At 63.3% G+C, this 24827-nt stretch carries 21 protein-coding genes, 2 tRNA genes and 2 pseudogenes; 12 read left to right on the top strand and 13 right to left on the bottom strand.

What is annotated here, in order from left to right:
• Positions 1-165 precede the first annotated feature (165 nt).
• The 6 genes from hppD (at position 166) to BLR77_RS01455 (ending at position 8062) form a co-directional block, all read left to right on the top strand.
• Positions 166-1248: a 4-hydroxyphenylpyruvate dioxygenase gene (hppD, locus tag BLR77_RS01480; RefSeq protein WP_017677506.1), complete on the top strand. Its 1083-nt coding sequence runs from the start codon at positions 166-168 to the stop codon at positions 1246-1248.
• A 4-nt stretch (positions 1249-1252) separates the two neighbouring features.
• On the top strand, positions 1253-2392 hold the full coding sequence (locus BLR77_RS01475; protein ID WP_074675129.1) for a homogentisate 1,2-dioxygenase: 1140 nt from the start codon (positions 1253-1255) through the stop codon (positions 2390-2392).
• A 143-nt stretch (positions 2393-2535) separates the two neighbouring features.
• Positions 2536-3522: a fumarylacetoacetate hydrolase family protein gene (locus BLR77_RS01470; RefSeq protein ID WP_074675128.1), complete on the top strand. Its 987-nt coding sequence runs from the start codon at positions 2536-2538 to the stop codon at positions 3520-3522.
• Between the two features lie 97 nt (positions 3523-3619).
• Entirely contained in the window at positions 3620-4270 is a 651-nt protein-coding gene (gene maiA, locus BLR77_RS01465; protein WP_074675127.1) for a maleylacetoacetate isomerase, read from the top strand.
• A gap of 90 nt (positions 4271-4360) precedes the next feature.
• Positions 4361-5821 carry a sodium-dependent transporter gene (locus BLR77_RS01460; protein ID WP_074675126.1) on the top strand — a complete coding sequence of 487 codons (1461 nt, stop codon included), beginning with the start codon at positions 4361-4363 and terminating at the stop codon, positions 5819-5821.
• Positions 5822-6109: 288 nt separating this feature from the next.
• A complete protein-coding gene (locus tag BLR77_RS01455; protein ID WP_074675125.1) occupies positions 6110-8062 on the top strand; it encodes a methyl-accepting chemotaxis protein in 1953 nt (650 codons plus the stop codon).
• A 142-nt stretch (positions 8063-8204) separates the two neighbouring features.
• Here the strand turns inward: BLR77_RS01455 and BLR77_RS01450 are convergent, their stop codons facing one another.
• Positions 8205-8621, bottom strand: a complete 417-nt coding sequence (locus BLR77_RS01450) for a VOC family protein (protein WP_074675124.1) — start codon at positions 8619-8621, stop codon at positions 8205-8207.
• Positions 8622-8681: 60 nt separating this feature from the next.
• On the opposite strand from BLR77_RS01450, the gene BLR77_RS01445 reads away from it, so the two are divergent.
• A complete protein-coding gene (locus BLR77_RS01445; protein ID WP_074675123.1) occupies positions 8682-8984 on the top strand; it encodes a putative quinol monooxygenase in 303 nt (100 codons plus the stop codon).
• A gap of 45 nt (positions 8985-9029) precedes the next feature.
• Here the strand turns inward: BLR77_RS01445 and tsaA are convergent, their stop codons facing one another.
• From tsaA to BLR77_RS01410, 7 genes are all read right to left on the bottom strand, one after another.
• Positions 9030-9734: a tRNA (N6-threonylcarbamoyladenosine(37)-N6)-methyltransferase TrmO gene (gene tsaA, locus BLR77_RS01440; protein WP_074675122.1), complete on the bottom strand. Its 705-nt coding sequence runs from the start codon at positions 9732-9734 to the stop codon at positions 9030-9032.
• A gap of 10 nt (positions 9735-9744) precedes the next feature.
• Positions 9745-9951, bottom strand: coding sequence for a hypothetical protein (locus tag BLR77_RS01435; protein ID WP_074675121.1), 207 nt, complete (start codon positions 9949-9951; stop codon positions 9745-9747).
• A 43-nt stretch (positions 9952-9994) separates the two neighbouring features.
• Positions 9995-10705, bottom strand: coding sequence for an rRNA pseudouridine synthase (locus tag BLR77_RS01430; RefSeq protein ID WP_074675120.1), 711 nt, complete (start codon positions 10703-10705; stop codon positions 9995-9997).
• A gap of 102 nt (positions 10706-10807) precedes the next feature.
• Positions 10808-12130, bottom strand: coding sequence for a 30S ribosomal protein S12 methylthiotransferase RimO (rimO, locus tag BLR77_RS01425; protein ID WP_074675119.1), 1323 nt, complete (start codon positions 12128-12130; stop codon positions 10808-10810).
• A gap of 97 nt (positions 12131-12227) precedes the next feature.
• Complete coding sequence (locus BLR77_RS01420) at positions 12228-12776, bottom strand: cytochrome b (RefSeq protein WP_074675118.1); 549 nt, start codon at positions 12774-12776, stop codon at positions 12228-12230.
• A 137-nt stretch (positions 12777-12913) separates the two neighbouring features.
• A tRNA-Met gene (locus tag BLR77_RS01415) sits at positions 12914-12990 on the bottom strand.
• Between the two features lie 116 nt (positions 12991-13106).
• Positions 13107-13183: transfer RNA gene (locus BLR77_RS01410), tRNA-Met, on the bottom strand.
• 144 nt (positions 13184-13327) lie between these two features.
• Between BLR77_RS01410 and dinB the strand changes: the two genes are divergently transcribed.
• Complete coding sequence (gene dinB / locus BLR77_RS01405; protein ID WP_074675117.1) at positions 13328-14380, top strand: DNA polymerase IV; 1053 nt, start codon at positions 13328-13330, stop codon at positions 14378-14380.
• 87 nt (positions 14381-14467) lie between these two features.
• Here dinB and BLR77_RS01400 read toward each other — a convergent pair whose 3' ends face one another.
• The 5 genes and pseudogenes from BLR77_RS01400 to BLR77_RS01385 all read right to left on the bottom strand — a co-directional run.
• On the bottom strand, positions 14468-14866 hold the full coding sequence (locus tag BLR77_RS01400) for an META domain-containing protein (protein ID WP_074675116.1): 399 nt from the start codon (positions 14864-14866) through the stop codon (positions 14468-14470).
• Between the two features lie 4 nt (positions 14867-14870).
• Positions 14871-15302, bottom strand: a complete 432-nt coding sequence (locus BLR77_RS01395) for a hypothetical protein (RefSeq protein ID WP_074675115.1) — start codon at positions 15300-15302, stop codon at positions 14871-14873.
• A gap of 27 nt (positions 15303-15329) precedes the next feature.
• Complete coding sequence (locus tag BLR77_RS01390; RefSeq protein ID WP_074675114.1) at positions 15330-16325, bottom strand: 2-hydroxyacid dehydrogenase; 996 nt, start codon at positions 16323-16325, stop codon at positions 15330-15332.
• A 9-nt stretch (positions 16326-16334) separates the two neighbouring features.
• Positions 16335-17090, bottom strand: a pseudogene (locus tag BLR77_RS25920) (response regulator); the annotation flags it as partial.
• Positions 17091-17152: 62 nt separating this feature from the next.
• Positions 17153-19085 (bottom strand): annotated as a pseudogene (locus BLR77_RS01385) (ATP-binding protein); the annotation flags it as partial.
• Positions 19086-19204: 119 nt separating this feature from the next.
• Between BLR77_RS01385 and BLR77_RS01380 the strand changes: the two are divergent.
• From BLR77_RS01380 to BLR77_RS01365, 4 genes are all read left to right on the top strand, one after another.
• The gene (locus BLR77_RS01380; RefSeq protein ID WP_074675112.1) at positions 19205-19915 is read left to right on the top strand and encodes a response regulator transcription factor; all 711 of its coding nucleotides are present in this window, start codon (positions 19205-19207) and stop codon (positions 19913-19915) included.
• On the top strand, positions 19912-21249 hold the full coding sequence (locus tag BLR77_RS01375; RefSeq protein ID WP_074675111.1) for a sensor histidine kinase: 1338 nt from the start codon (positions 19912-19914) through the stop codon (positions 21247-21249). The genes BLR77_RS01380 and BLR77_RS01375 overlap by 4 nt, the downstream gene beginning before the upstream one ends.
• Positions 21250-21640: 391 nt before the next feature.
• Complete coding sequence (locus BLR77_RS01370; protein ID WP_238380528.1) at positions 21641-23665, top strand: TonB-dependent receptor domain-containing protein; 2025 nt, start codon at positions 21641-21643, stop codon at positions 23663-23665.
• Positions 23666-23776: 111 nt separating this feature from the next.
• The gene (locus BLR77_RS01365; RefSeq protein ID WP_074675109.1) at positions 23777-24739 is read left to right on the top strand and encodes a siderophore ABC transporter substrate-binding protein; all 963 of its coding nucleotides are present in this window, start codon (positions 23777-23779) and stop codon (positions 24737-24739) included.
• The last annotated feature ends 88 nt before the right edge of the window (positions 24740-24827 follow it).

The raw sequence follows: 24827 nt of genomic DNA, 5'->3' as shown, positions 1-24827 counted from the left end.
TGCCTGCGTTAGCTGCCTGGCGTAACGAAAATTTGCCGGTGCTGCGCTTGGCTGCTGTGTCGAAGTGTCGCAAGCCATCTTGAGAGCGGGTCTGCGCTCGGTTGTCATGAGGTTGTCCGCAACGCATTCGTGCGTCTGCCATAACAATGACAATCAGGAGGCGAAATGACCGCCGTGGCCAAGATCGAGCAGCACAACCCCATCGGAACCGACGGTTTCGAGTTCGTCGAATTCACCGCACCGAACGCCGAAGGCATCGAGCAACTGCGCCAGTTGTTCACTGCCATGGGCTTCACCGAAACCGCCAAGCACCGCTCGAAAGAGGTGTGGTTGTTCCAGCAGAACGACATCAATATCGTGCTCAACGGCAGTCCTACCGGCCACGTGCGTGCCTTCGGCGAAAAACATGGCCCCAGCGCCTGCGCCATGGCCTTCCGGGTCAAGAACGCCGCCCAGGCCGCGGCCTACGTCGAGCAGCAGGGCGCCACGCTGGTGGGCAGCCACGCCAACTTCGGCGAGCTGAACATCCCCTGCGTCGAAGGCATCGGCGGCTCCCTGCTGTATCTGGTTGACCGTTACGGCGACAAGAGCATCTACGACGTCGACTTCGAGTACATCGAAGGCCGCAGCGCCAACGACAACGCCGTCGGCCTGCAGTGCATCGACCACCTGACCCACAACGTGCGCCGCGGGCAGATGGACGTCTGGTCCGGCTTCTACGAGCGCATCGCCAACTTCCGCGAGATCCGCTACTTCGATATCGAAGGCAAGCTCACCGGCCTGTTCTCCCGCGCCATGACCGCGCCCTGCGGCAAGATCCGCATTCCGATCAACGAGTCGGCCGATGACAAGTCGCAGATCGAGGAATTTATCCGCGAGTACCATGGCGAGGGCATCCAGCACATCGCCCTGTCCACCGACGACATCTATGCCACCGTGCGCCAGCTGCGTGCCAACGGCGTGGACTTCATGACCACCCCGGACACCTATTATGAAAAGGTCGACAGCCGCGTCGCCGGCCATGGTGAGCCGACTGATGTGCTGCGCGAGCTGAACATCCTGATCGACGGTGCGCCGGGCGACGACGGCATCCTGCTGCAGATCTTCACCAACACGGTGATCGGCCCGATCTTCTTCGAGATCATCCAGCGCAAGGGCAACCAAGGTTTCGGCGAGGGCAATTTCAAGGCGCTGTTCGAATCCATCGAGGAAGACCAGCTGCGTCGCGGCGTGATCTCCGAGGAGTGATGCCATGAGCCGCCAATGGATCCGTTTCCCCCTGCGCGAAGGCGAGTGTTCGCGCCAGGCGCATTGCGACCTGCCGCAGGGCACCTATGAGCGCGAGATGGGCCGTGAGGGCTTCTTCGGCCCCACTGCGCACCTGCACCACAAGCATCCGCCGACCGGCTGGATCGACTGGCAAGGCCCGCTGCGCCCGCACGCGTTCAACTTCAACGACATCCCCAGCGAGCGAGACTGCCCGCTGGCGGCGCCGCTGACCCTGCACAACGCCGACGTCAAGCTGCGCGTCTGGCGCACCCATGGCGCCATGCGTCACCTGGTGCGCAACGCCGATGGCGACGAGTTGCTGTTCGTGCATGAAGGCAGTGGCCATTTCTATTGCGATTTCGGCCACCTGGAGTACCGCGACGGTGATTACCTGCTGATCCCGCGTGGCACCGCCTGGCGTATCGAGGCCAGCACGCCGAGCTACTTCCTGTTGATCGAGAATACCGACGGCGCCTACCAGTTGCCGGACAAGGGTCTGCTCGGCCCGCAGGCGATCTTCGATGCGGCGGTGCTGAAGCACCCGCATATCGATGACGCCTTCAAGGCGCAGCAGGACGAGAACACCTGGCAGATCAGGATCAAACGGCGCAATCAGATCAGCACCGTGACCTACCCGTACAACCCGCTGGATGTGGTCGGCTGGCACGGTGACAACACCGTGGTACGCCTTAACTGGCGCGACATTCGCCCGCTGATCAGCCATCGCTACCACCTGCCGCCATCGGTGCACACCACCTTCGTCGCCAACGGTTTCGTGATCTGCACCTTTACCCCGCGGCCGGTGGAATCCGACCCCGGCGCGCTCAAGGTGCCGTTCTTCCACAACAACGATGACTACGACGAAGTGCTGTTCTACCACCGTGGCAATTTCTTCAGCCGCGACAACATCGAGCAGGGCATGGTCACCCTGCACCCCTGTGGCTTCCCACACGGGCCACACCCCAAGGCGCTGAAGAAGAGCCAGGAGGATCCGGCCACCTTCATCGACGAGGTGGCGGTGATGATCGATACCCGTCGTGCCCTGGAAGTGGCCGATGCCGCCAGTGCGGTGGATGTCGCCGAGTACGTCAATTCCTGGCGCGCGCCGGGCACACAAGCTTAAGGGCGGGCACCAATCGTCCCCTCTCCCCTCGGGGAGAGGGTTAGGGAGAGGGGGCTGGCAACACACCCTCTCCCCCGGCCCCTCTCCCACAAGTGGGAGAGGGGAGAACAGCCCGCACCCGAACAGACGAATAGGTAGAAACCATGAAACTCGCATCACTAAACCAAGGCCGCGATGGCGTGCTGATCGTGGTCTCCCGCGATCTCACCCGCGCCGTGCTCGCGCCGCAGATCGCCATCACCCTGCAGGCCGCGCTGGACGACTGGGCTGTCGCCCGGCCCAAGCTGGAGGCGGTCTATCAGCGCCTCAACGACGGCCTGGAGGAGGGCGCCTTCGCCTTCGATCAGGCGGCCTGTCACAGCCCGCTGCCGCGTGCCTACCATTGGGCCGATGGCAGCGCCTACGTCAACCACGTCGAACTGGTGCGCAAGGCGCGTGGCGCCGAGATGCCGGAATCCTTCTGGCACGACCCGCTGATGTACCAGGGCGGCGCCGATGCCTTCATCCCGCCGCACAGCCCGATCCGCCTGGCCGACGAAGCCTGGGGCATCGACCTGGAAGCGGAGCTGGCGGTGATCACCGACGACGTGCCGATGGGCGCCACGCCGGCCGAAGCGGCAGGGCATATCCGCCTGCTGATGCTGGTCAACGACGTGTCGCTGCGCAACCTGATCCCCGGCGAGCTGGCCAAGGGCTTCGGTTTCTACCAGAGCAAGCCGTCGTCGAGTTTTTCCCCGGTGGCCATCACCCCGGACGAGCTGGGCGAAAGCTGGAAGGACGGCAAGGTGCATCGGCCACTGGTCTCGCATATCAACGGCGCGCTGTTCGGCCAGCCGGATGCCGGCGTGGACATGACCTTCAACTTCCCGACCCTGGTCGCCCACGCCGCCAAGACCCGTCCGCTGGGCGCGGGCACCATCATCGGTTCGGGCACCGTGTCCAACTACGATCGCAGCGCGGGCTCGAGCTGCCTGGCGGAAAAACGCATGCTGGAAATCGTCGAGCAGGGCGAGGCGAAGACGCCATTTCTCAAGTTTGGCGACCGGGTGCGCATCGAGATGTTCGACGCAGCCGGGCAGAGCGTCTTCGGCGCCATCGATCAGGTGGTGGAAAAGTACGACGCTCGCTGATCGGTAGGAGCGGCTTCAGCCGCGATGTTGTTGGTACGTTCAAGATCGATCGCGGCTGAAGCCGCTCCTACAGTTTGCGTTTCGCGAGGAATCCGCAATGTTGAAGCTCTATGGCTACTGGCGCTCCAGTGCCGCCTACCGCGTGCGCATCGCCCTGAACCTCAAGAGCCTGGCCTTTGATCCGGTGCCGGTGCATCTGGTTCGCGGCGGGGGTGAGCAGCACTCGGCCGAGTACCGTGCGCTGAACCCGCAGGGTTTGCTGCCGCTGCTGGTGGACGAGGAAAACGGCGGCGTACGCATCGCCCAGTCGCTGGCGATCATCGAATACCTCGAAGAAATCTTTCCGGTACCGGCGCTGCTGCCGGCCGACCCGGCCGAGCGCGCGCAGGTGCGGGCGCTGGCGCTGCATCTCGCCTGCGACGTGCACCCACTGAACAACCTGCGTGTGCTGCAGTACCTGAGCAATGAACTGGGCGTTGCCGACGAAGCGAAGAACGCCTGGTACCGGCATTGGGTCGCGTTGGGCCTGGCGGCAGTGGAGGACGGCCTGGCGCCGTTCGACGGGCGCCTGTCGCTCGGCGAGCGGCCGGGATATCTGGAGGCCTGCCTGATTCCGCAGCTGTATAATGCGCGGCGTTTTAACTGTGACCTTGCCGCGTACCCACGCATTGTCGCCATGGCGGCGCGCTGTGAACCCCTGGAGGCCTTCCAACTGGCCGCGCCGGAGGCACAAGCCGACGCCCAGTGACACTTCGGCTTCAACCCAAGCCTTGCATTCCGCTGCGCCACGAGCGCGGCGGGTCCGATTCCGTCACAGATAAAAACAAACAGGTGACGCATGACCCGTGAAAAACCGAAGAACCTCTGGCTCTCGCGCTGGGGCTTCATCCTCGCTGCAACCGGTTCGGCCGTCGGGCTGGGCAATATCTGGAAATTCCCCTACATCACCGGCGAGTACGGCGGCGGCGCCTTCGTGCTGATGTACCTGGCCTGCATCCTGGCCATCGGCATTCCGGTGATGATGACCGAGATCGCCATCGGCCGTCGTGGTCGTGGCAGCCCCATCGACGCCATCGGTCGTGTGGTGCGCGAGAACAATGGCAACCCGTTGTGGAAGGCGGTTGGCGGTATGGCCATGCTCGCCGGCTTCATGATCCTGTGCTTCTACGTGGTCGTCGCCGGCTGGGCCTTCGCCTACACGTGGAAGATGCTCGACGGTTCTCTGGCCGCCACCAGCGTCGAGGCCCTCGGCGGGGTGTTCGAGGCGCACAACGCCAACCCCTGGCAGCTCGGCGGCTGGAGTGTGCTGGTGGCGCTGCTGACCCTGTGGATCGTCGCCAAGGGCGTGCAGAAGGGCATCGAGAACGCCGTGCGCTGGATGATGCCGGGCCTGGCACTGATGTTGATCGTGCTGGTCGGCTATGCCTTCACCAGCGGCAGCTTCCAGGCCGGCTTCGACTTCCTGTTCCATTTCGATGCCTCGAAGATCACCGGTGACGCGCTGCTGGCAGCGCTCGGTCATGCCTTCTTCACCCTCAGCCTGGCCTCGGGCGCCATCCTCACCTACGGCTCCTACATTCCCGACGGCCAATCCATCGCCCGCACCACCTTCCTGGTGGCGATCTGCGACACCTGCGTGGCCTTGCTCGCCGGCCTGGCGATCTTCCCGATCATCTTCGCCAACGGCATGAGTCCGGGGGCAGGTCCAGGCTTGATCTTCATGAGCCTGCCGCTGGCCTTCCAGCAGATGCCGTTCGGCACGGTGTTCGGCGTGCTGTTCTTCGCCATGGTGTCGATTGCTGCGCTGACCTCGGCCATTTCCATGATCGAGGCCAGCGTCGCTTACCTGAACGAGAAACACGGCATCAGCCGCCTGAAGTCGGCGGTGCTGGCCGGTGTGGTGTTGCTGTTGATCAGCCTGCTGGCCATGCTCTCGTTCAACCTGCTGGCCGGTTGGACGCCACTGGGCAAGAACTTCTTCGACTGGCTGGATTACCTGACCTCGCGCTGGATGATGCCGTTGGGCGGCATCTTCATGGTGCTGCTGGCCGGTTACGTGCTGCGCGGCGACATCATGCGCGACGAACTGAACCTGCCGCCGCTGGGCTATGCCTTGTGGTTGTTCATGGTGCGCTACGTCAGCCCGGTGCTGATCATGGTGGTGTTCCTGCATGCGCTGGGCTGGCTGCTGTTCGATCCGGTGGAGCAGTGGTACTGGATTGCCGGTGCCATCGGCCTGCTGGCTGTGGCCGGCGAGGTGCTGCGGCCACGGGTGATGCCGGTGCTGGCTGGTCGCTGAGGCTTTGACGACAGATCGAGGCGCAGCTCTGCGAGGGGCTGCGCCTTTTTTATCGGCGAAAAATCGCCAGTGAATCGGCGTCAATAAGCGGATAGTTGCCGAGCATGGCCAGGTGTTCGCCTTTCAGGGGCTATGCTTAAAAAAGCGAATTGGCGAATTGCCAGTACTCAAGCTGAGTGCCTTTGCTGCCGATATCTGGGGTTCGATTTGGCACAGCAGTTGCCTTGCCTTCCGACCAGGCCGCGCTCACGAGGTGCGGCTTTATAAGAAGAACCTGGAGTTGCCCCTATGTTTGTACCTGCCGCACGCGTATTCGCCAACCTTGCCGTCGGCAAGAAGTTATTCATCGGCTTCGGTCTGGTATTGCTGCTCACTGCAGCCATGACCGGCAGCGGCTTTCTCGCTGTACAGGCGGTGCTGCAAGGGCATGCTCAGGTCGGCCAGTTGGCGCAGGTCAACCAGGAGATTCTTCAGGCGCGTCGCCTGGAGCGCAGTTTCGCCATCGAGCAGACCCCGCAGAGTGCCGAGCTCGTGCGGGCCAGCCTGCTCAAGGTGCAGACGCTGCTGGAAAAGCTCGCCCAGGACGGTTCTGGCGCCAGTTCGCGCAATCAGACCATGCAGCAGGCCGTGGCCGAGTACCTCAAGCAGTTCGACAACTATGTCGAGCAGCAGGGCAAGTCGCGCGAGGCGCGGCAGGACATGCGTAGCGCCGCTGCCGAAGCGCGCGACCAGTTCGAGGTGATCGAGCTGGACATGTACGACGCGGTGCGTGAACTGCGTCTGCAGGGCGATCGCCTGCGCGGCAGCGATCCGCTGACCCTGGCGGAAACCGCATCCGGCTTGAGCAAACGCATGCTCGATCTGCGCGGCCACGAAAGCCTGTACATCATCGACGGTTCGGCTGAGGCGCTGGAGGAGTGGGAATACGTCAGCGAGGACCTGCAGACCGTGGCTCGCAGCCTGATGGTATGGCTCAACGACGACCAGAAAGGCGCCATCGACACCGCGCTGCAGGCGCTGACCTTCTACCAGCGTTCCTTCCTCTATTACCAGCAACTGCGTGAGCAGAATCTGGCGACTGAGACCGCCATGATCGAACGTGCGCGCTCGGTGGTGGATTTGGCCGAAGCTGCCCAGGCTGCGGCCGAGCAGGGCATGCTCGACGAGAGTCAGCGCTCGCTGGTAATGCTCGGCATCATGGGCGCTGCCGCGGTGGTGTTGGGCCTGTGCGCGGCGTTGCTGATCACCCGCCTGATCGTTGCACCGCTGCGCCAGACCGTGACGTTCGCCCAGCGCATCGCCGCTGGCGATCTCAGCCAGGACATCCCGCAGGATCGCCACGACGAAGTGGGGCAGCTGCTGGCAGCCATGCAGGACATGACCCTCAGCCTGCGCACCCTGGTCGGGCGCATTGGCGGGGGGGTAGGGCAGATCGCGGCGGCCGCCGAGCAGTTGTCGGCGATCACCGCGCAGACCAGCGCCGGGGTGCAGACGCAGAAGCTGGAGACCGAGCAGACCGCCACGGCCATGCACCAGATGGCTGCGACCGTGCAGGAGGTGGCGCAGAACGCCGAGCAGGCCTCGCTGGCCGCGCGCGATGCGGACCTGGAGGCGCAACAGGGCAATCGCGTGGTGCAGCAGGCTGTGGATCAGATCGACAGTCTGGCCAACGAAGTGGAACAGTCCGCCAAGGCCATCGCTGACCTGAATCAGGAAAGCGCGCGTATCGGCAGTGTGCTGGAAGTGATTCGCAACGTCGCCGAGCAGACCAACCTGCTGGCACTCAACGCTGCCATCGAAGCCGCGCGTGCGGGCGAGCAGGGCCGTGGTTTCGCGGTGGTCGCCGATGAGGTACGAGCGCTGGCCAAGCGCGCGCAGGACAGCACCGAAGAAATCGAGAGCCTGATCGCAGGCCTGCAGCGTATGGCCAAGGGCGCCGTGCAACAGATGGACAGCAGCCGTGACCTGACCCGTCGCACTGTCGAACTGGCGGGTGAGGCTGGCGACGCGCTGGGGCGCATCACCCAGGCGGTGAGCACCATCGAGCAGATGAACCAGCAGATCGCTGCCGCTGCCGAGGAGCAAAGCGCAGTGGCCGAGGCGATCAACGAGAGCGTCACCCGTGTGCGCGATATCGGTGAGCAGAGCGCTACGGCCACGGAGCAGACTGCGGCCTCCAGCGCCGAGCTGGCGCGTTTGGGTGTCGAGCTGCAGGAGCTGGTGCGACAGTTCCGCACCTGAATCTGAATGCTGCTGGACGTAGGGTGCGCTGTGCGCACCGGCTCTTGCGGAGCATTCCCATACGAGCGCTTGCCGTGGTCGCTTCCACTGGCACGTAACGCCAGTAGCGGCGGTGCGCACGGCGCACCCTACGACGCGGTCGCTACGCTTGCGGCTGGTTGAAGCGCTGGCCCGAGATTGCAGGATGATAGAGCGGCTGGACCTTGTTGCCAGCCGGGTCCAGCAGGTGAAAGCTGCGCGCGCCGTCGCCATGGTCGAAGGGCCTATCCAGCAGCGTCACCCCTTGTGCCTTGAGGTACTGGTACCAGGCGTCAAGTTCCTCGACGCTGTCGACGATAAAACCGTAATGATCGACCAGCGGTACGCCGTGGCTCTCGGCATAAGCGCGGCCAAGCGACAGGTTGTCGTTGCCGCAGGTCAGGTAGACTAGGTCCTCGTTGGCGCGGTGCAGCAACTGCATGCCCAGCACGTCCACGTAGAAGCGCTCGCACTCTTCCAGATTGGGCACCAGCAGGGCCAGGTGGCGCAGGCCATTGAGGCGCGATGGGCGTTCGAGCATCTTTTTGTACTCCAGTTTGTATACAATTATTTTCGAATATAAAACAAAATGGAGTTCGCTGTGTACGTGCTATTGCTCAAGACCCAACTCAAACCTGGCAGTTTCGGGGCGTTCATGGGTGCCATGGGTGTCAACGCGGCCGCTTCGGTGCGCGATGAGCCGGGCTGCCTGACCTTCGACGTGATGCGTGACCGCAGTGACCCCGATCGGGTCTGGCTGTATGAGGTGTACGTCGACGAGGCGGCTTTCGAGGCGCATACGCGAACCGCGCACTTCCTCGCCAGCCGGCCGCTGGTGGAACCGCTGATCGAGCGTCAGGAGGCTATCGAAGCCGATATGCTGGCGCTCAATCCATCACGCTGAAGAGAGGCAGCCCTGGGCTCCGGCCGCTCCGAAGGCTTGGCTCGGTCAGGCCGTGCTCTGTGCCATCTGCACATCCAGCACGCGGATACGCCCTGGCTCGGGATAGTGCCAGTGCACGTCCAGATCCCAGAAGCATGCGCCATAGCGCCGCTCGGGCTGCGGCTGCTGATAGGCAGGGCGCGGATCCTGCGCCAGGCACTGCTCGATCAGCTCCACCAAGGGTTCACCCAGGCGCTGCGCGTGCTGGTGCGCCAGGTTTAGGGCGTCATCCTGCCAGTCCACGGCGATCAGGGGTGGTGGCGCGTCGGCCATGTCGTTGCGCGCATCGGCCACGGCATCGGCGTAGGGCACGTAGGGCTTGATATCCAGTACCGGGGTACCGTCGAGCAGATCGATGCCGGACAGGTGCAGGCGGTCCGGCTCCACTCGCTCCAGGCGCACCACTGACTGGCCGATGCCGTTGGGGCGGTGGGTGGCGCGGGTGCTGAACACGCCGACCGCCTGGTTGCCGCCCAGCCGTGGCGGGCGCACTTTCAGGCGCGGCTTGTCTTCCAGCGCTTGGTGAAAGAGAAACAGCAACCAGACGTGGCTGACCTGTTCCAGACCCTGGACGGCCTCGCCCTGATCGAAGGGTGGCAGCAGTTCCAGCACGCCGCGTGCGGCGGGCGCCAGGTGCGGCTGGCGAGGAATGGCGAATTTTTCCTTGAAGCAGGAGCGAACGATACCGACCGGAGAAACCAGATGCTGCATGGCGTTCTACTTAGCGGCTACGCACAGGCGCGTCGTGCGCTACCCGGCAGCCAGCGTCGCGGAACGGGCCGGTGAAGCGAATCCAGCCCTCACCAGGGCTGACCTGAGCGCAGGTCAGGTGGCCATCGACCTTGCTCTGCCAGAGGAAGAACGGTGCAGGTGCAGCGAGGCTGGGCAGGCTCAGTGCGAGCAGTACGGTAAGGAGCAGGGTGCGCATGATGGTGGTCTCCAGAGCGTGACGGACACAGCCTAACACGACCTCAGAATCGTTCCTTCTCGCCCAGATAGCGCCATTGCCCGACCGGCAACTTGGCCATGGGTACGCCGCCGATGCGGATGCGCTTCATGCCCAGCACCTTCAGGCCCAACGCCGCACAGATCTGCCGCAGCAGGTCGGGAGCCGGGTTCTTCAGGGCGAAGCGCAGGCGCTGTTCGCTCTGCCAGCTGGCCTTGCACGGCGGGAACTGCGTGCCCTTGTGCAACCAGCCTTTCTTCAGGCGTTCCAGTGAGCTGGCGGGCACTTCGCCGGCTACTTCGACCAGGTATTCCTGCTCCAGCTTGGCCGCGTCCTCGCGCAGCTTGCGTTGCGTACGCCAGTCCTGGCTAAGCACCATCAGGCCGCTGGCGCCGGTCTGCAGCGGCAGGCTCTGCTCCTGGCGCAGGAAGTGGCCATGCAGGACGCGCTGGGCGTGCGGATCTTGTTCCCAGTGTCGTTCGCGCACCAGCAGGTGCTGCAACTGTGCGGCGTTGCAGCCAGTCGAGCCATGCACCAGCAGGGTGACGGGTTCCACGGGGTCGAGGCTGGCATCGGGATGCAACTCGACGCGCTGATCCTCGACCTTGAACTGCGGCGCCTCGACCACCTGGCCGTCCACCGTCACCCAGCCGCCGGCGATGTAAAGATCGGCTTCACGGCGCGAGCAACCGAACAGTTCGATGACGCGTTTGGACAGACGGGTGGCTTCGCTCATGACGGCGCTCGACAAAAAGAAGGTCATTGTACCGGCAAGAAGCTGTGGTGCCGGGAAAGAAAAAGCCCCGCATGCTGCGGGGCTTTTCAGGAGATAGGTCGGTCAGACCAGCTCGCCCCACATGTCGTACTCGTCGGCATCGACGATACGCACGCGTACCTTGTCGCCCGGCTTGACGTCGGGGGAGTCGATGAACACGCTGCCATCGATCTCCGGGGCGTCGGCCCAGGAGCGGGCCACGGCACCTTCGGCGTCCACTTCGTCGACCAGCACGTCCATTTCCAGGCCGATCTTGGCCTGCAGACGTGCAGAACTGATGGCCTGCTGGTGCACCATGAAGCGCTCCCAACGGTCCTGCTTGACGTCGTCAGGCACTACTTCCAGGCCCAGGTCGTTGGCTGGTGCGCCTTCTACAGGCGAGTACTGGAAGCAGCCGACGCGATCAAGCTGGGCTTCGGTCAGCCAGTCCAGCAGGTACTGGAAGTCTTCCTCGGTCTCGCCGGGGAAACCGACGATAAAGGTGGAGCGAATGGTCAGCTCCGGGCAGATCTCGCGCCACTTCTTGATGCGCGCCAGGGTCTTGTCTTCGAAGGCAGGGCGCTTCATCGACTTGAGCACTTTCGGGCTGGCGTGCTGGAAGGGGATATCCAGGTACGGCAGCAGCTTGCCGGCGGCCATCAGCGGGATCACGTCATCGACGTTGGGGTAGGGGTAGACGTAGTGCAGGCGCACCCACACGCCCATCGACGACAGCGCTTCGCACAGCTCGAGCATGCGCGTCTTCACCGGCTGGCCGTTCCAGAAGTCCAGCTTGTACTTCATGTCGACGCCGTAGGCGCTGGTGTCCTGACTGATTACCAGCAGCTCCTTGACGCCGGCCTTGACCAGGCGCTCGGCTTCGCTGAGCACGTCGCCCACCGGACGGCTGACCAGCTTGCCGCGCATGGACGGGATGATGCAGAAACTGCAGCTGTGGTTGCAGCCTTCGGAAATCTTCAGGTAGGCGTAGTGGCGAGGCGTCAGCTTGATGCCCTGCGGCGGTACCAGGTCGATCAGCGGATTGTGCTCGGCTTTCGGCGGGATCACCTCATGCACGGCGTTGACCACCTGCTCGTACTGCTGCGGGCCGGTCACCGCCAGGACGCTGGGGTGCACGTTGCGGATGCTGTCTTCGGCCACGCCCATGCAACCGGTGACGATCACCTTGCCGTTCTCCGCCAGCGCCTCACCGATGGCGTCCAGCGACTCGGCCTTGGCACTGTCGATGAAGCCACAGGTGTTGACCACCACCACGTCGGCATCCTGGTAGGTCGGTACGATCTCGTAACCTTCCATACGCAGTTGGGTCAGGATGCGTTCGGAGTCGACGGTTGCTTTCGGGCAGCCAAGGCTGACGAATCCGACTTTCGGGGTGGCGGTGGACATGCGGGCTAACCTCTAACGGGCGCCTGAGTGGCGCCTCTGATCAAAAAGTGCGCAATTCTAGCGGCGCTTCGTGCGCTTGACCAGAGGCGCCTTCACCTCAATTACGCCCCGGCAGCATGCGCGTCAGGGTGTTATCGCGCGCCACGTAATGGTGGTACAGGCCGGCAATGGCGTGTAGGCCGATCAGCCAGTAACCGGCGGTGCCGGCCAACTCGTGCAGTTCCTTGATCTGTCCGGCCAGTTCCTTGTCCGGGCCGATCAGCGCGGGCAGCTCCAGGCCGAAGAAGGGGATGGGCTTGCCAGCGCCGCTGAGGATCAGCCAGCCGGCCAGCGGCGCGCCAATCATCAGTGCATAGAGTGCCAGGTGCATCAGTTTGGCAGGCAGGGCTTGCCAGGTCGGCAGCGGCGGCTCGATGGCTGGGGTGGGGCTGAGTGCGCGGGCCAGCAGGCGCAGCCAGACCAGTGCGAAGACGCTCAGGCCGAGCATGAAGTGCCATTGCTTGAGCAGTTCGCGGGTATCGCTACCCTTGGGGAAATTGCCCTTGAGTTCGATACAGGCGTAAACCGCCGCGATCAGGATCAGCATCAGCCAGTGCAGGCCGATGGAGAGGCGTCCATAGCGGGGTGGGGTGTTTTTCCAATTCATACAAGCTTTCCTCGGTCGATGTCCTGCATCTGCGGCAGGTACGTCAAGCATAGGAGCGCTTGGCTTAAGGAAAACTGAGGAAGATCAACGCTCGGAAACGAAAAAGGCCACTCGATTGAGTGGCCTTTATCTGAAGGTGGTTGCGGGAGCAGGATTTGAACCTACGACCTTCGGGTTATGAGCCCGACGAGCTACCAGACTGCTCCATCCCGCGCCGGCAATTCTACGCTTACTTAATATGTTGTCAATCGATTTGTTTCTTTTGATCGAAAAAGTTAATTTTCCATCAAAGCAAAAAGGCCACTCGATTGAGTGGCCTTTTCGTGAAGCTGGTTGCGGGAGCAGGATTTGAACCTACGACCTTCGGGTTATGAGCCCGACGAGCTACCAGACTGCTCCATCCCGCGTCTGTGGGTCGGCATTCTACAGCCAGAAGCTGGGCTGTCAACCGCTATTTTCAAGAAAAGTGTTTTCAACTCAGGTGCTTAGCGTCAAACAACTGTTAGACTTCCTGGCTCCAGGCCAGGCTGGACGAGGCTTCCGAGGGTGTTGTGCGCAAGATAATCCACGTCGACTGCGACTGCTTCTATGCCGCCATCGAGATGCGTGACGACCCGAGCCTGGCCAGTCGGCCGCTGGCTGTCGGCGGTTCGGCGGACCGGCGTGGGGTGATCGCTACCTGCAACTATGAGGCGCGTGCCTATGGCGTGCGTTCGGCCATGTCGTCGCGGCATGCGTTGAAGCTGTGCCCGGACCTGCTGATCGTCAAGCCGCGCTTCGAGGTGTACCGCTCGGTGTCGCGCGATATTCATGGCATCTTCCGCCAGTTCACCGATCTGATCGAGCCGTTGTCGCTGGACGAGGCGTATCTGGATGTCAGCGACTCGCCGCATTTCGCCGGCAGTGCCACGCGCATCGCTCAGGAAATTCGCCGTCGTGTGGCGCAGGAGCTGCACATCACCGTGTCGGCCGGTGTCGCGCCGAACAAGTTCCTGGCCAAGATCGCCAGCGACTGGCGTAAACCCAACGGGCTGTTCGTGATTACCCCGGATCAGGTCGATGATTTCGTGGCCGAGTTGCCGGTGAACAAGCTGCATGGCGTCGGCAAGGTCACGGCGGACAAGCTGACGCGCCTGGGCATCCGCACCTGTCTGGATCTGCGTGACTGGAACAAGTTGGTGCTGGTGCGTGAGTTCGGCAGTTTTGGCGAGCGCTTGTGGCGGCTGGCCCACGGCATTGACGAGCGCGCCGTGCAGGTGGACAGCCGTCGCCAGTCTTTGAGTGTGGAGCACACCTACGATCAGGACCTGCCGGACCTGGATACCTGTCTGGGCAAACTGCCGGCGCTGCTCGAGGAGATGAACGGTCGCCTGCAGCGTTTGGACGCCAGCTATCGACCGGACAAGCCCTTCGTCAAGGTCAAGTTCCACGATTTCACCCAGACCACTCTGGAGCAGGCGGGGGCCAGTCGGGATCTGGAAAGCTACCGGCTATTGCTGAGCAACGCATTCGCCCGTGGCAACAAGCCGGTGCGGTTGCTCGGTGTGGGCGTCAGGTTGCACGATCTGCGCGGGCGGCAGGAGCAGCTCGATCTGTTCGCGTAGTTGCCGTTGTGGGAGGGGCGTTAGCCGCGATCATCAATAAATGTAGCGCCGCTGAAGCGCCTCCCACGGAGTACCTTCACGACTCGATCATTGCGGCCAGAGGCGGATCGGCTTGCCGGTGACAGGCCACAGTTGCAGCTGGCCGATGTCGTTGAAGTCCCAGCGTTGCACTTCAGTCAATGCCGCGAGGAAGCGCTGCTCCTGCTCCATCAGTGAGGGCGCGCACATCTTGCGGGTGCTGCCCGGGGCTTCGAAACGGACGGCATCACCCTTTAACGTGTAGCCGGCGAACCAGTGGTTGCAGCCGGCGTGCCCGTGAGCACGACCGTCAGCGGCAAACGTGACGGTCAGGTGGCTGCGGTCGATCAGCGGGCTTTCGCCGATCCATTCCACTTGGTAGCTGCGTTCGGTTTCCAGCTGCGGTGCGTCGCTGGCGCAGCCGGCCAAAGTGGCGGCGAGCAGGGCGAGGGGCAGGGCGCGGTACATGGTGTCAGGCCTCCTGGCAGGTGCGGCACAAATGGCGGCCGGCGTCGTTGCGCCAGCCCAGTTCGGTGATACGTGCCTCGGCGGCCGGGGCTTGTGCGGTTTTGCCCAAGGCGGCGTCGACGGCGAATTCGAAATCAAGCTGCTTGCCGCAGCTGTCGCAGTTCACTTGCCAGTTATGAATGGCCAGCTCCTTGAACTGCGGGCCCTTGCATACGGCCAGCCATTGGCCGGGCGGGTTGATCAGGTGGCGAACCTTCTCCACCTCCAGGCGCATGTGCAGGTCGCGGCTGCCCTTGAGAGTGACCAGCAGCACGTCATTGGCCTGGATAAAACCGCCGTTGCCGGTGACCTGGTAGCGGCCCGGCGCCAGTGCGCGGCACTCGGTAAGGGTGTGTTGCGGGTTGAGCAGGGAATAACGGAAATCGTGTTCGGCCATGGGTCCTCCAGATCAGCCGGCATGCTATCACGCGCCGGCCTTGACCTCATTGCTCGGCTGGCCGGCGAGCCAGGCAGCGATGTTGTCCAGGGTGGTGCGGGCGATGGCGTCGAGCGCCTCGTGGGTGAGAAAGGCCTGGTGCGCGGTAACGATGACGTTGGGAAAACTCAGCAGGCGGGCCAGGGTGTCGTCCTGCAGTGGCAGGTCGGAGTGATCCTCGAAGAACAGCTCCGACTCTTCCTCGTAGACATCCAGGCCCAGATAGCCGAGCTGGCCGCTTTTCAGGGCCTTGATCAGGACCGGCGCGTCGACCAGCGCGCCGCGGCCTGTGTTGATCAGCATCGCGCCACGTTTCATCTGAGCCAGACGTGCGGCATCTATCAGGTGGTAGCTGTCGTCGGTCAGCGGGCAGTGCAGGCTGAGGATGTCGCTGCTGGCGATCACCTCTTCGAGTGATGCCTGTCGTGCGCCGAGCTCACCGAGCCCGGTCAGCGGGAACGGATCGTAGATCAGCACCTGGCAGCCGAAGCCGTGCATGATGCGGGCGAATACCTGGCCGATCTTGCCACCTCCGACCACGCCGACGGTCTTGCCATGCAAGTCGAAGCCGGTCAGGCCATGCAGGGAAAAATCACCCTCGCGCGTGCGGTTGAACGCGCGGTGGATGCGCCTGTTGAGGGCCAGCACCAGGGCCACGGCGTGTTCGGCCACGGCATGCGGTGAATAGGCCGGTACTCGCACCACTGGCAGGCCGAGGCGCTGCGCCGCTGCCAGGTCGACATGGTTGTAGCCGGCCGAGCGCAAGGCGATCAGACGCGTGCCGCCGGCCGCCAATTGTTCGAGCACCGCTGCCGACAGGTCGTCGTTGATGAAGGCGCAGACCACGTCGTTGCCTGTGGCCAGTGCTACGCTGTCGCGGGTCAGGCGCGCTTCATGAAACTGCAGGTGCCAATCGGACGAGCCGTTGGCCGCCAGGAAAGAGTCGCGGTCGTAGGTTTTGCTGCTGAACAGGCAGATACGCATGGCAGGTCCTCAGGCACTTTGTGCCGCCGCTTCGGTCAAGCGCTCGATCGCTGCGTCCAGTTCGTCCAGGGCGCGCTGGGCCTCGGGGTCGTCCTGTTTGAGCAACGTCTCGCTGCGTTGGCAGGCCATGCGCAGTTGCGGCACCCCGCAGTAGCGCGTGGCACCGTGCAGGCGATGCACCCGCTCGATCAGTGCGGTGCGTTCGCCGGCATCGCGCGCCTGGCGGATCGCCTGGCGGTCGCCGGGCAGACCGGCCAACAACATGCTCAGCATGTCCGCCGCCAGATCGGCTTTGCCCGCGGCCAGGCGCAGCCCTTCTTCGGCGTCGAGTACCTTGGGCTGCGACTGCGGCGCAGCAGCCGGGACCACCCTGTTGTTCGGCTGGTTGCGCAGATTAAGCCCCGTCCACTTCAGCACCACCTGGGCCAGTTGGCGCTCGTTGATCGGCTTGGTCAGGTAGTCGTCCATGCCACTCTGCAGCAGGGCGCGCTTCTCGTTGGCCAGGGCGTGGGCGGTGAGGGCGATGATCGGCGTGGCGCTGCGGCCCTGTTCGCTTTCCCACTGGCGAATCGCTTCGGTGGCTTCGCGGCCATCCATGCCGGGCATCTGCACGTCCATGAACACCAGGTCGAAGCTACCGTGCTGTACCGCTTCTATAGCCGCGTAGCCGCTGTCCACGGCGGTGACCTGAGCACCGAGGTCATCGAGCAGGGTTTGCACCAGCAGCAGGTTGGCCGGGTTGTCGTCCGTGCAGAGGATTTGCGGCCGGCGCGTGTTGCCGATGGTGACCGACTCGCTGGACGGGCGTTGCGGGCTGACCATCTCCACCAGCGCCTTGTACAGTTTGCGTGTGCAGGCTGGTTTGGCCTGCAGTTGGGCGTAGGCATCGGGCAGCGATTCATGAAACAGCCCCAGTTCGGTGGTCGGGCACAGCACCAGGGCCTTGCAGCCGAGCCGGTCGAGATCCTCGATACGTTGACCGAGGGTGTCGGGCGGTAGCTGGCTGGCGGTGATGCCAAGAACAGCCAGGCTCAGCGGGTGTTCGCGATTCTGCTGCTGGCTCACTGCATCGAAGAGTTGGCCGGGGTCGGCGAAGCTTTCCACCTCCAGGCCGCAGTCTTCGAGCTGGTGGGCCAGCGCCTGGCGCGCCAGCTCGTGGCTTTCCAGCACGGCCACGCGGCGGCCCTGGAGGGCGGCACGCGGCAGGTCTTCGGCGTCGTCGCGGGCCTTGGGCAGGGTCAGGGTGATCCAGAACTCGGAGCCTTCGCCCGGGGTGCTGTCGACGCCGATCTCGCCGCCCATCTGCTCGATCAGACGCTTGGAAATCACCAGGCCGAGGCCGGTGCCACCGGCCTGGCGGCTGAGCGAGTTGTCGGCCTGGCTGAAGGCCTGGAACAGCGCACGCAGGTCTTCATCCGACAGGCCGATGCCGGTGTCCATCACGCTGATACGCAGTTGTGCGCTGTCGGCACTTTCATCCTCGACCATGGCGCGCATGACGATGGTGCCTTCGCGGGTGAACTTGATCGCATTGCTGACCAGGTTGGTCAGCACCTGCTTCAGGCGCAGTGGGTCGCCGCGCAGAGCCAGCGGTGTGTCGCGGTAGATCAGGCTGACCAGCTCCAGCTGCTTTTCGTGGGCCGCGGGGGCGAGGATGGTCAGGGTGTCCTGCAGCAGATCGCGCAGGTTGAAGGGGATGGATTCGAGCATCAGCTTGCCCGCTTCGATCTTGGAGAAGTCGAGCACCTCATTGATGATGCCGAGCAGTCTGTCGGCGGATTTCTCGATGGTCGACAGGTAGTCCTGCTGGCGCGGGCTGAGCTCGCTCTTTTGCAGCAGGTTGGTGAAGCCAAGGATGCCGTTGAGCGGGGTGCGGATCTCGTGGCTCATGTTGGCCAGGAACTCGGACTTGATGCGGCTGGCTTCCAGGGCCTCCTTGCGCGCGAAGTCCAGCTCGATGTTCTGGATTTCGATGGTTTCCAGGTTCTGCCGTACGTCCTCGGTGGCCTGCTCGATGCTGTGCTGCAGTTCTTCCTGCGCGTTCTGCAGGGCTTCGGCCATGCGGTTGATACCGGCGGCCAGCTCATCCATCTCATGGCTGCCCAGCGGTGGCAGGCGGGTTTCCAGGTGGCCGTCCTTGAGTTGGGCGACACCGGCCTTGATCTCGCGCAATGGCTCGTTGATGCTGCGGCCCATGCGCAGGGCAAGCAGGGCGGTAACGGCAAGGCCGCCGGCGATCAGCAGCAGGCTGGCGAACAGGCTGCGGTAGCCGCTGAGCAAGGTGCCCTGATGCGAAAGCTCCAGTTCGACCCAGCCGAGCAGCTCCAGCTGGCGATCCTCAGTGAAATCGTCGCTGAGCACCAGGTGCTGGTCGTAGACCGGGAGCAGAAAGCGCGTGGCGTCCTGGCCGCTGAGCAAGCTGATGCCCGGCTGACCGCCGGGTGACGGGTTGAGCATGCTGGGCCCAGCGTGTGCCAGTGAGGCGCGCTCAGGGGTGAGAAAACCCACCGCACGCACATCCGGGTGCTCCAGTGCCTGTTGAGCGATGCGCTCGAGTTTTTTCAGGGCTTTCTGTTCCAGCGCGGGGGCTGCCAGGGGCGCCAGGTGTTCGACCAGCATCTCACCGCGCTGCAGCAACTGCGTCTGCAAACCGGACAACTGCACCCAGGTGAAATAGCCACCCAGTACCAGAGCCAGCAGGCTGGTGGGGAACAGGGTGAGCAGCAGCACGCGGCCTTTGATGCCTAGATCCTTGAACACGACGTTCCTCCTTAATGACATCTGGGCAGTGTAGCGATTCAGCGCGGCGGAATCTGTAGATGAGCGATTGTCGTTTAATAGGTAGAATTGTTCTCATTCTGCCTGTTCGGTTTCTCTTCATGAATGCCAGCTCTGCTTCTCCAGCCCGGATCCTCGCCGTCGAGGACGACCCTCTGCTTGCCAGTCACCTGCAGTCTCACCTGATGGCCCGTGGCTTCGACGTGACCCTCAGTCATGACGGTAGCGATGGGTTGCGCTTGGCTGAGAACGAGGATTTCGATCTGATCCTGATGGATATCCTGCTGCCCGGCACCAACGGCCTGGTGGCGCTGCAGCAATTGCGCCAGCGCTGCAGCGTGCCGGTTCTGCTGATGTCCGCGCTGGGCGATGAGCAGAATCGCATCGCCGGTTTCAGTCAGGGCGCCGACGATTATCTGCCCAAGCCCTTCAGTCTCGGCGAACTGAGCGTTCGAGTGGATGCGATTCTGCGGCGTGTTGCCTATGAACGTCGCGAGCCGCAGTCGAGTGCGGAGGGCAACGGCTTGCAGTTCGACGAGGGGCGTTGCGATGTGGTTTTTCGTGGCACCTGGGTCGGCCTGACGCCCAGCGAATACCGGGTGCTGGAGCTGCTCTGGCGGCACCGGGACGAGGCGTTGAGCAAGCCCTTCCTTTATCAGCAGGCGCTGCGCCGCGCCTACGCCCAGCACGACCGTAGCCTGGACATGCACGTCAGCCACATTCGGCGCAAGTTGCAGGCCGTCGGCTATGAGGCGACGCGTGTCGATACCGTCTGGGGCAAGGGCTATATCCTGACGCAGGCCGGGGCATGAACCTGCCGGGGCGGCACTCACTGCTGTGGCGGCTGGCCGGAGCATTGGCGCTGTTCTGCCTGCTGCTGGTCAGCTTGCATGTGGATGTGGGCCGCGAGTTGATCGATGCGACCTCCTATCTGCCCGAATCCACCAGGCAGACGCTCAAAGGCTATGCCCAGGAGGCGGAAGCGACGTGGCGCGAGGAGGGCGCACCTGGCGTCGATACCTTCCTGCAGCGGCTGCAGGAGCGTGAGCAGATCTGGGCTGTGGTGGTCGATGAGCACAAGGCTTCGCTGTCCTCGCAAGCCTTGACGGCCGAGCAGGCGCAGCGCCTTGATTTCGTGCGCAGGTTGGATTTCCCGGTCGGACGACCAGGTGGCACGCCGACTTTTTACATTCCTTTCAACGACGGCAATGCCCGGTTGGTCATGGAGTTGCCGCAGCGTTTGAACCCGCGCAAGTACAACGAGCTGTGGGAGTTGCTGCTGCAGCGCGTGCTGCCGGCCATTCTGGCGGTCGTCGTGGCCGTTCTGCTCTACCGCCTGCTGATCGCGCCGCTGGCGATTCTCAGGCGTCAGGCCGCCGCGCTCAGCGCTGGCGACCTGTCTGCCCGGCTCGGGCCGCAGGTGACACGGCGCAAAGACGAGTTGGGCGAGCTGGCGCGAACCTTCGATCATATGGCCGAACGCCTGCAGGGCACCGTGATGTTCCAGCGCCAGCTGCTGCGCGACCTGTCCCACGAACTGCGCACGCCGTTGGCCCGCTTGCGCGTGGCAGGGGAGAGCGAACAGGACGTCGAGGCCCTGCGTCAGCGTCTGGCCCGTGAAGTCGAGGAAATGGAAAAGCTGGTCGGCGATGCCTTGGAGCTGGTCTGGCTGGACACCGAAAGACCCAGCTTGCCGCTGGAAGAAGTGGATATCGTCAGGCTCTGGGATGTGCTGCGGGAGAACGCCGGCTTCGAGACGGGCTGGCCGATCGAGCGTATGCCCTGCGAGCTGCCGGCCGACTGCCGGGTGCTGGGCAATCTCAACGGTCTGGCGCAGGCGCTGGAAAACATCCTGCGCAATGCCATTCGCCACTCGCCGGAAGGCGCAGTGGTGCGCCTGGCCGGACAGCGCGAAGGGGACCAATGGCTGTTATGGATCGAGGACCAGGGGCCGGGTGTCGCCGAGAGCGAGCTTGAGACCATCTTCCGTCCCTTCACCCGGCTCAGCGCTGCCCGTCCGGGTGGTGATGGCTTCGGCCTGGGGCTGGCCATTGCGCGCAGCATGATCGCGACTCAGGGCGGTTATCTGTGGGCAGAGAATGCCGCGCCTGGGCTGCGGCTTAAGCTCCGCCTGCAAAGTGTATAGTTCGTAAATTAGATTTACTCTCAAATGTAAATTCTTACTATTTGTGTCTGACCCGACAGGGCCGGCAAGTAGTGGCGCTTCTTTTTTCCTGGTGCTCGCTCTCGATGGCGTGTTGTCCATCCGAGGCTTTGCCACGGCCCTTTCGATTGGTTTCGACCATTGCATGCAGGCTGCTTCCGCTGACCACGGCGGAGCATGCCGCCGATGTTGCGGAATGGGTCAGCCAGCGAAGCCTATGTCCGGGGGAGTGCAGGGTTCGAGTTCCTGTGCAGGACGGTCGCTGGAAACAAGCCGACAACTCGATTCACCTCGATCACTGGGAGCAATCCACATGTCACTGAACCCGCGACGTCTCGTTGCATCGTCTCGGCCTCGATTCAAGAAAACCCTATTGGCAGTCGCGCTGGCTTCGCTGGCCTGCTCGGTTGCTGCCGACGAGAAGTCCAGGCAACTGGAACTCGGAGCGGTGGTCGTCACCGCCACGGGCTTCGAGCAAAGCGTCAAGGACGCTCCCGCCGCCATTACGGTCATCTCCGCAGAAGAGCTGAAGAAGCGCTCCTATACCGATGTGACCGACGCGCTGAAGAATGTGGCAGGTGTGCAGATTGCCGGTGGTGGTGTGGAGCGCTCGATCCAGATCCGTGGCATGACCTCCGGCTATACGCTGTTTCTGATCGATGGTCGGCCGATGCAGGGCAACGACGCCTTCGGCCTCAACGGTACCCAGAACGGTACACCGATCAACTTCCTGCCACCCATCGAGGCGATCGAGCGCATCGAGGTCATTCGTGGCCCGGCGTCGTCCCTGTATGGCTCCGATGCCATGGGCGGGGTGATCAACATCATCACCAAGAAAATCCGCAACGAGTTCGCCGGTAGCATCACCACCGAGTACAGCCTGGCCGACAGCGCCAACAAGGTGAACGAGGACGGTTACCAGACCAGCGCCTATCTCAACGCGCCACTGATCGAGGATGTGCTGGCCTTGCAGGTCAACGGTTCATTCCTGCACCAGGACGAAAGCCATTTCCTCGGCGGTGACGACAGCGCTGCCTCCGACCCCAGGTACAGAAGAAGCAACCTGGGCGGCAAGCTGGGCTGGAACATCAACGAGCAGAACCTGGTCACCTTCAACTACAACGAGGCGCTGCAACGGCGTTGGGCCAATCCGGGTAAGAGCATCGACGTGGCCGATGAGCCGAGCTACAACGAGTCGATCCTCAAGACCTACGCGATCACCCACGAAGGGCGTTACGACAACCTGCTGCTGGATACCTACGTCAACTACGACACCTCGGAGAACCCGACCCGGGTCAACGCCAATACCGGCAATGGCATCGAGTACAACGTGCTGACGGCCAACACCCAGGCGACCTATTTCCTCGGCTCCCATGCGCTGACCGGTGGCCTGACCCACAAGTACGAGGAGCTCAAGGACGGTGCCAGCAGCGGACTGCGTCCGCCGGTCGTTGCGGTTGCCGATGCCGTAGTGGAGATGGATCGCTACCAGAACTCGATCTTCCTGGAAGACAACTGGAGCCTGACCGACGACCTGTCGCTGACCCTGAGTGCCCGCTATGACGACAACGAGGCGTTCGGCAGCGAAGTCAGTCCCAAGGTCTATGCCGTCTATCACCTGACCGAGAACTTCACCCTCAAGGGCGGTGTGACCTCCGGTTACAAGGCACCTAGCCTGCGTCAGGCCGCAACCGATTTTGGCTCCACCTCGAGGGGCGGCGTCATCATCGGCAACCCCGAGTTGACGCCGGAGACCAGCCTCAATCGCGAGATCGGCATCGGCTACGAGAACGTCGATCTGGGTCTCAACACGACCTTGACCGTCTACCAGACCGACTACAAGGACAAGATCAACCGCACCGGTCGTGTCTGCGAGCCGAACGTGCCCTGCGTGTACAACGGCGCCACCTACCCGGCGCACCAGTTCGGCTACACCGCCTACGAAAACGTGGACGAGGCAGAGCTCCGTGGCGTCGAGTTCACCCTGGATTACCAGCTACTCGACAACCTGATGTATCGCCACAGCTACACCTATACCCGCACGGAGCAGAAGACCGGCCAGTACAAGGGCGAGCCGCTCAACGACATGGCCAAGCACATGTTCAACGTCTCGCTGGACTTGCAAGCAACGGAGAAGCTGAACCTCTGGACCCAGCTCAATTACCGGGGCGAAACATCCGGGCGCTGGCAGACCGGCACCAGTGGTGCTTCCACCAATGGTGTGACCTACCCGTCCTATACCTTTGCCGACGTCGGTCTGGTGTACAGGCCGACCAAGGACCTCAGCCTGAAGTTCGGCGTGTACAACGTCACCAACAAGGAAGTCACCACCGACGATGACTATGCCTACAACCTCGATGGCAGGCGGTACGTGTTCGGCCTGACCCAGAACTTCTGATCCGCAGCACAGCTTCCAGGCTGCCCTGGAGTCCTTCCGGGCGGCCTTTGCCACCAGCTCCTGGCGCGCTGCTGCGGCATTCCCGAACACTCAAAAAGTGAGGAAAGCGATATGACGCTGTTCAAGCGTACCCTGATCAACCTGTTGTACCTTGGCGCGCTGATGTGCGCCGTATCGGCCCAGGCCGCCTACCCGCTGGTGATCGAACATGGCCAGGGCAAGCTGACGCTGGACCAGGCGCCCACGCGCGTCGCCGTTTTCGATCTGGGCGTGCTCGACACGCTCGACGCCCTTGGCATCGCCGCCGCTGGCGTGCCGCAGATGGCCGGGCCGGCCTACCTGAAAGCACAATACGCAGGGCGCGAGACCGTCAATGTCGGCACCCTGTTCGAGCCGGATCAGGCGGCCCTGGAACGGCTCAAGCCTGACCTGATCATCATCGCCGGCCGCTCCAGCAATCAGTTCGAGATGCTCTCGGCGCTGGCGCCGACCATCGACCTGAGCATCGCGCCGGACCAGTTCCTGGCGGGTGTTCAGAACAATCTGCAACTGTTGGGCGAAATCTTCGATAAGCAGGAGCAGGCTGCGCAGCTGCAAGCGCAACTGAACAAGGAGCTGGCTGCCGTTCATGCCAAGTCCGCCGGCCTGAGTTCGCTGACGCTGTTCACCGTCAATGACGCGCTGATGCTGCATGCGCCGGGCGAGCGTTTCGGCATGCTCAACGAAGTGCTGGGCACTCGCTCGGTGGTCGAGCCGGTGGACCCGGCGAGCGTTGCGCAGGGGCGCCCGGCGCCGGATTCACCCGAGGCCAGGCAACTGCGCGAGCGGCAGCAGGTACGCCTGGAGGCGGCGTTGAAAGAACAGCCGCAATGGCTGGTGATCCTCGATCGTGGCGCGGCAACCGGCGGCGAAGGCAAGGCCGACGAGACGCTGGGCAAGCATGCCGGTATAACAGCCAGCAAGGCCTGGGCTGATGGCAAGGTGTTCTACCTCGATCCGGCGACCTGGTACATCGCCACTGGCGGCCACCAGGGGCTGATGAGCACCCTGAAGGATTTCGCCGCCGCGCAATAAAGAAATGGCATGGCCCGGATGCCATCCGGGCCACCATCAGACGATCCCGGACAGCATTCGGGTCGAGGCTCGATCACGCCCTGCAACC

This window comes from Ectopseudomonas alcaliphila (assembly GCF_900101755.1).
Classification (GTDB): Bacteria; Pseudomonadota; Gammaproteobacteria; order Pseudomonadales; family Pseudomonadaceae; genus Aquipseudomonas; species Aquipseudomonas alcaliphila.
This window is presented reverse-complemented; position numbering and strand designations above follow the sequence as displayed.

Coding starts and splice junctions, on each gene's coding strand:
- BLR77_RS01430 (WP_074675120.1), bottom strand. CDS start 10,705: ATGAGCGAAGCCACCCGTCTGTCCAAACGCGTCATCGAACTGTTCGGT.
- BLR77_RS01395 (WP_074675115.1), bottom strand. CDS start 15,302: ATGGCCGAACACGATTTCCGTTATTCCCTGCTCAACCCGCAACACACC.
- BLR77_RS01475 (WP_074675129.1), top strand. CDS start 1,253: ATGAGCCGCCAATGGATCCGTTTCCCCCTGCGCGAAGGCGAGTGTTCG.
- BLR77_RS01420 (WP_074675118.1), bottom strand. CDS start 12,776: ATGAATTGGAAAAACACCCCACCCCGCTATGGACGCCTCTCCATCGGC.
- BLR77_RS01470 (WP_074675128.1), top strand. CDS start 2,536: ATGAAACTCGCATCACTAAACCAAGGCCGCGATGGCGTGCTGATCGTG.
- BLR77_RS01450 (WP_074675124.1), bottom strand. CDS start 8,621: ATGCTCGAACGCCCATCGCGCCTCAATGGCCTGCGCCACCTGGCCCTG.
- hppD (WP_017677506.1), top strand. CDS start 166: ATGACCGCCGTGGCCAAGATCGAGCAGCACAACCCCATCGGAACCGAC.
- BLR77_RS01380 (WP_074675112.1), top strand. CDS start 19,205: ATGAATGCCAGCTCTGCTTCTCCAGCCCGGATCCTCGCCGTCGAGGAC.
- rimO (WP_074675119.1), bottom strand. CDS start 12,130: ATGTCCACCGCCACCCCGAAAGTCGGATTCGTCAGCCTTGGCTGCCCG.
- maiA (WP_074675127.1), top strand. CDS start 3,620: ATGTTGAAGCTCTATGGCTACTGGCGCTCCAGTGCCGCCTACCGCGTG.
- BLR77_RS01455 (WP_074675125.1), top strand. CDS start 6,110: ATGTTTGTACCTGCCGCACGCGTATTCGCCAACCTTGCCGTCGGCAAG.
- BLR77_RS01390 (WP_074675114.1), bottom strand. CDS start 16,325: ATGCGTATCTGCCTGTTCAGCAGCAAAACCTACGACCGCGACTCTTTC.
- BLR77_RS01365 (WP_074675109.1), top strand. CDS start 23,777: ATGACGCTGTTCAAGCGTACCCTGATCAACCTGTTGTACCTTGGCGCG.
- BLR77_RS01400 (WP_074675116.1), bottom strand. CDS start 14,866: ATGTACCGCGCCCTGCCCCTCGCCCTGCTCGCCGCCACTTTGGCCGGC.
- tsaA (WP_074675122.1), bottom strand. CDS start 9,734: ATGCAGCATCTGGTTTCTCCGGTCGGTATCGTTCGCTCCTGCTTCAAG.
- BLR77_RS01435 (WP_074675121.1), bottom strand. CDS start 9,951: ATGCGCACCCTGCTCCTTACCGTACTGCTCGCACTGAGCCTGCCCAGC.
- BLR77_RS01460 (WP_074675126.1), top strand. CDS start 4,361: ATGACCCGTGAAAAACCGAAGAACCTCTGGCTCTCGCGCTGGGGCTTC.
- BLR77_RS01375 (WP_074675111.1), top strand. CDS start 19,912: ATGAACCTGCCGGGGCGGCACTCACTGCTGTGGCGGCTGGCCGGAGCA.